This is a genomic window from Pseudomonas sp. MWU12-3103b, assembly GCF_023100615.1.
GTDB classification, from domain to species: domain Bacteria; phylum Pseudomonadota; class Gammaproteobacteria; order Pseudomonadales; family Pseudomonadaceae; genus Aquipseudomonas; species Aquipseudomonas putida_A.
In genome coordinates this window covers 1-5,539 of sequence record NZ_JALMEY010000033.1, presented here as the reverse complement: position 1 = coordinate 5,539, position 5,539 = coordinate 1, and the positions used below count along the sequence as shown (strand labels likewise).

At 53.8% G+C, this 5,539-nt stretch carries 4 protein-coding genes and 2 pseudogenes; 1 reads left to right on the top strand and 5 read right to left on the bottom strand.

All coding sequences use genetic code 11. The features are described from left to right. Positions 1-912 (bottom strand): annotated as a pseudogene (tssI, locus tag M0808_RS28305) (type VI secretion system tip protein TssI/VgrG); the annotation flags it as partial. Positions 913-980: 68 nt separating this feature from the next. Between tssI and M0808_RS28300 the strand changes: the two are divergent. After that, positions 981-1,973 (top strand): SUMF1/EgtB/PvdO family nonheme iron enzyme, encoded by a 993-nt coding sequence (locus tag M0808_RS28300; RefSeq protein WP_247843181.1) that lies wholly within the window; start codon positions 981-983, stop codon positions 1,971-1,973. Between the two features lie 31 nt (positions 1,974-2,004). On the opposite strand, the gene M0808_RS28295 is transcribed toward M0808_RS28300, so the two are convergent. The 4 genes and pseudogenes from M0808_RS28295 to M0808_RS28280 all read right to left on the bottom strand — a co-directional run. Next, on the bottom strand, positions 2,005-2,670 hold the full coding sequence (locus tag M0808_RS28295) for a hypothetical protein (RefSeq protein ID WP_247843180.1): 666 nt from the start codon (positions 2,668-2,670) through the stop codon (positions 2,005-2,007). After that, a complete protein-coding gene (locus M0808_RS28290; protein ID WP_247843179.1) occupies positions 2,648-4,504 on the bottom strand; it encodes a LysM domain-containing protein in 1,857 nt (618 codons plus the stop codon). Before M0808_RS28290 ends, M0808_RS28295 begins: the two co-directional genes overlap by 23 nt. Positions 4,505-4,522: 18 nt before the next feature. Continuing rightward, positions 4,523-5,356 carry a DUF4123 domain-containing protein gene (locus M0808_RS28285; RefSeq protein WP_247843178.1) on the bottom strand — a complete coding sequence of 278 codons (834 nt, stop codon included), beginning with the start codon at positions 5,354-5,356 and terminating at the stop codon, positions 4,523-4,525. Next, positions 5,353-5,539: pseudogene (locus M0808_RS28280) on the bottom strand (hypothetical protein); the annotation flags it as partial. The pseudogene M0808_RS28280 and the gene M0808_RS28285, both read right to left, overlap by 4 nt.

Genomic DNA, 5,539 nt, shown 5'->3' with positions numbered 1-5,539 from the left:
GGCGTCGATGAACTGGCCAGTACCGATCTTGATGTGCTGATTCACGCCCACGGTCAGGTGATCGTTGGCGCGGGCCTCGACTTTGCGGTCTTCGTAGACGGTGTGGTGTTCCTCGGCCTTGAATTCGGTGTAGCTGTTCTGCTCGACGGTGTCGTGGCGTTCGTTACCGACGCGGATCTTCTGGTCGTGCTCGATGTTCTCGTCCCAGTCGCGCTGGGCATGGAGGAAGATCTGCTCCTGACCTTTTTTGTCTTCGATGCGCAGTTCGTTGTAACCGCCGCCGCCCATCGAGCTCAGGGTCTTGAAGGTGCTACGGGTCTTGTTTGCCGGCAGCTCATACGGGACGGTGTTTTCCTTGTGGTACAGGCAGCCGCTGATCAGCGGCTGATCGGGGTCGCCTTCAAGGAAGGTGACCAGCACTTCCATGCCGATGCGCGGGATGGCGATGCCGCCGTACTGGGCGCCGGCCCAGGCGCTGGAGACGCGCAGCCAGCAACTGGTCTTGTCGTCGGCCTGGCCTTCGCGGTCCCAGTGGAATTGCACTTTGACCCGACCGTACTGGTCGCAGTGGATCTCTTCGCCTTTCGGGCCGGTGACCACGGCGCTCTGGCTGCCGAGGATGCGCGGTTTCGGGTGGCGCAACGGTGGACGGTTCGGCACGTCCCACGGGGTTGCCTGGAAGCGGTTGCGATAGCCCTGGTGGAAATCGTCTTTGAGTGCGGTGGTGTCGCTGGTCACCGATTCTTCCAGCACTTGCGGCTGTTTGCCTTCGTGCAGGATTTCGGTGAGCAGCCACAGGTCATTCCATTTGGCTTTCGGGTGTTCGGTCAGGGCGAGGAAATGGCCGCTGACCAGCAGCGGTTGATCACTCTTGCCTTCGGCGAGCTGGAAGTCGCTGCGGTGGCGGATGATGCATTTTGTAGTCTTGGCATGGGATGCTAAGGTTTGCCCTTTGATGCACCTTAATAAGGATATTGCTCGTGTTACGTCAGTCTTTACTTGCCCTTCCTTTCATTGCACTGCTGCTAGGTTGTGAGGCAGAGTCTGGCTCATTGCCTAGCAGCAAGAGCCTGCCCGCGGAAAAAGTCGCCTCGATTGCGGCGACGATCAAGACAAAATACCCTGATCTTCCCAGTGAAATGCGCGACAAAGTGCTCAACACGGTTGTGAAGTCGATCGACAATATGGTGTTTGTCGAAGGTGGCCAATTTGACATGGGTGACTTTGGCTGGATTTGTGAATATGACGAGAAAGATGTCTGCACTTGGCCATGCGGGCAGGAGCCCGAGCAGCTTTGTAATATCAGTAGTAATGGTGATGATGATTTTGTGCATTCGGTGAAGTTGAGTGGTTATTATTTTTCTAAGTTTCAAGTGTCACTTGGCGATTTTGATTTGTTTTTTACTTCGAACGGTAAGCCGTTGTTCGACTCCGAAAAACGCAAGCGTCAAGATTTGGAGTTTCGTTATAAATCAAATTTACCCGCGTTTACCAAGACTTGGCAAGAAGCAAAAAACTATTGTCATTGGATAGCGGAAGTAAGTGGTTATCCTGTAGATTTGCCTACGGAGGCTCAGTGGGAGTTTGCTGCTCGCAGTCGTGGTCAGCACATTCTTTTCCCTACCAATACAGGTAGTTTGGATTTTGGCAAAAACTATCCAGTCGAAGGAGAAGGCAGAACGTTTTCAATTGATCGATTCCCGCCAAACCCTCTAGGTATTTACAGTCTTGCTGGGAACGCAACTGACTGGGTTAATGATTGGTACGACGAGAATTACTACGAGCATTCGCCGTCGGAAAATCCTAAAGGGCCAGAGTCAGGTGTCTATAAGGTAAAGCGTGGTTCTTACTACCCTGAAGGTCCTATGTCTGCGGCATCTATAGTTCGACGTTGGCCCGATAAACCGGAGCAAGATGCTTACTATCCTGGCACCGGATTTCGCTGCGCTATCCAGACAGATAAAACGCTTTAGTTAATAAACAAGGCGCCTCTGGCGCCCTTGCTCAAGCCAAACCGTCAAAGTGGTTGCTGCGTTTTGCGGCTATCAAAGTTCTCTCTTTACGCCAAGGTAGACCGGGGTTCCAAGCAAGCATCCCAAAGTCTGGTGCAGTGGTATCGATATTTATCGCCAACGTTCCGATAAAACGATTGAATTGTTGTTGTTCCATTCCGTCAAGTAGAGAGTTTAGGCGATCGAGGCTATCCATTGCATTGACTTTGCTACCATCTTTCGAGCAGCATTCCAATGCTGCAATGAAGTGTCTCCAGCTGCGTAAGTGGGACAATAGTAGAACAACAGCTTTCTCTTGCTCTTCAGCCCAACTCTCTACGAAACTTTCGGTCAATAAGTGAAGCATTGGTCCGATTGTTTCCGGTGGTAGGATCTCAAGTGGTATTTTTTTACGGTTAATCGTTATTGAACGATGGCTGATTAAGTACTTGGCAAGATTTTGTGCCTCAGTTTTAGTTGCCTTTCGGTCCTCCCACCAAAGTCCTATTTTTTGAAAGCCCTCATTAAATGCTGCGCCGGGTTGCGTCGCAATTTTGAACATTCCCCTAGCCATATAGTTGAATGCATCTTTAGTCACCGCCAGCTGATAATGAAAGTCCGCTTTCGAGAGTGCATTGCAAAACACGTAGATCAGATCACCAATTTTTTCGAGGTCCACCGACGTACCAAACCCCCCCCCCCGCCCCTGGACCAAAAACCAGACTGGCCTTACAGTTAATTGCCAAACGATCCGCGCGAATCTCTATACCAAAATCAAAACCCGCCCCAATACCCAGAGCCGCATTCCCTTCAGCCTTGATTTCAACCAGACTCGACCAATCCGTACTGCCACTGTCGTTTGCCTGTCCTGCGACGATTTTTCCTACCCCTTGTTTGGTCGAATCAAGCCATTTCAACGTTCCGGTTACGGTGCCGCCGCCTTGCACGCCGGCGAAAGCGTTACCTTTCACGCCCAGGCTGCCGCCGCGTCGTTTGTCGACAGCAATGTCGGGCGTGCTTAGGAGCGCGGTCGCGCCGGAGGCTTCCGCTTCTTTTGGTTTGTATTGGGCTTTGACACCGGCCTGGCCTTGCGTCGTTGCTCCAAGGAAACACGACAACTCCACCTTGCCGTCGAGTCGGAAGATTCCGATATCGCTGACGACTTCCTTACCCTCGGCATTGCGGTAAGGCATGCGCACCACATAGCCGCCCTGGTTGGGGAAGAAACTCTTGAGCGCTACAGAGCCTTCAGCCAACGAGATCGCCGCGCTTCCTTTGACACCGACTTCGATGTTGCCTTTGCCCGGCTCCCAGCTGTTGATCCCGGCGCTAGCTGTTGCGGCAAAACGGAATGCGTGGGCCTCGGCAGATACCGCATATTGCGCCGAGTCCGCTTCGTTAGAGGTCCAGGAGCATTCTTTGTGCAATGCGTTGAGCAGGTTGTCGTCTTTGCTCGTCCATGAGGTGAGTTTAGCTTCGAGGCTGCCAAGAGGGCTGGTTTTGCGGCCATCGGAGACAGCTGTTCTGATGTCCTTGATCAGATTTTTGGCAAGGTTCTTATCGAACGGTTTGCCTTGCATCACTGTGGTAGGAACTTTGACGCTCCAAGTGAACTGCTGGCGAGTACGAATAGGGATGTAGTGACGTCGAGTCGGGTCACGGAAGGAAATGTATTCGACCGTTGTGATGCCGGTTTTTACCTGCTTTCCCTTCTGGACATCAGAGGCTTTTCCCTTGCCATGCTTGATGTCCGGCGCTGCACCATTGGCGCTGGTTGAGCTGTCGCCGGCGTCGGCCTTGCCTTGTGCCGCAATTCGGGTGCGCAGTGATTGAATCTCGGCATTGAGTTCTGCGACTTTTTTGGCTTGCAGACCTTTCCAGTTGTTCTCTAGAAAGTTGCCTTCGAACGCGGCCTTCGGCGTGTAATCTTGATACCAATCACGGGCCTTTTGCACTGTCGCCAATTGGCCTTGTAGATCTTCCTTGCGTTCGATAATGGTTTTAGGTTTTTCCACTGGAAGAGGGGAGCGCTGCAACAGGCCGGCTTCTTCAGCCTTGGCGTTCCACTTATCTTTTATGCAACTCGTGCAGGAGCAAGACGCTTGGGGATCTTTGGTCTTGGTGCACTTGCTGGCTTCGGTCGCACTGGCCAGATTTTGATGCAGCTCGTCCATCAGCTTTTTGACGAGGTCGGACTGCTGCTTGAGCTCGTTCGATTCCTTTTCCGTCAGTATGTAGAAGTGCTCTTCGCCGGTGATATGGATGACTTCGACAAGTTCATCCTTGCACTCAATGGCGCCTTTGACGACAGTGGTGCTCTGGTTCTCTGCGTGTTTGGGAGGCGGCAGAGCTTTGGCCGAAGCGGCCGGCAGCTTCAACGTCCAGCCGGTCCTGATGTGGTTGGGGTCAGTAATGATCGGGTTCAGTGCCCGCAGATCTGCCACGGAGCATTTGTTCGCGGCGGCAATGCTGCCAAGAGTGTCGCCGCTCTTAACGGTGTAGGTGTCGCTCATTGCTCGTCGTCCTTGTAGTTACAGACTTTCCAGTTGGATCAGCTTGTCACCCAGCGCGATATCGTCACGGGCCAGCAGTTCTGCGTCGGGCGAGCGTGCCCAGAAGGTGTCTCCGCGCATAATGGCCAAGCGTAGCCAGCGTTCCTGATCGGCCATTTGCTCGTACCCCATAGCCTGACCCGCCAGCAGCTGTCGGTGGACGAAGTCAACGGTGTCCTTCGGCGGCAATGCGTCGCGGTAGTCGTCGGCAAAACGGGTGGCAATGACTTTCAACCGCCCCTGCTCAATTAGCGTCTGCCGTTGCGGGCTCAAATACAGCCATGCCGGTGGCTGGACGACTGTTTCCGGACTGTGCGGCGCCTTGGCGTAATATCTCCAGCCGATTTCGTTTCGCCAGGCCAGGCTAGTGAACGGGCCGAGAAATTGCGTTCTTTCGGCTTCGTCGAGGCTCAACAGCAAGGGTTCCAGCCAGCGCGGGTCAAAGAAACGCATCATCTGTTGTGGTTCATCATCGGTACGTACTGTCAGCAGGCTGCGCCAGTGCTCCACGCCTTGATCCAGAGACTCTGGGTTGTTCAACCAGGCGACACAACCAGCGTCCGCCTGTTCCAGCAAAACACCGATGAAATCCGCGGCTGCACCTTTTTCTGGACACAGGACTGCGTAGGGACCGGCAGGCTGAAGATCTACGTATGGCGTTCCTGTGAACAGCGGTATGCAACTAGGCCGGGATTGCCCGTCACCCTGATACAAGTGGCTCAACAGGTCCGGATCACAACTTCGATCCAGAATCAGACACATGACACCCGTTGTTGCAGGCTGCTTGAAGGGTGATTCAATGGAAGCAATCATGCTGAAGCGCCTGGTTGGTGAATGGGGCAGCAACCTGTTGAGTCCAGATGACACGATGGCGTCGGTAGCAATACGCCAGCTTTTGACTGTGCCTTGAATGAACCCAATGAAGGTTTGACAACCTGACCGGCCTTGTCGGCGTCGGCCTGTTTCAGCACGCCGGGCATCAGCGGGGCGGCGCCG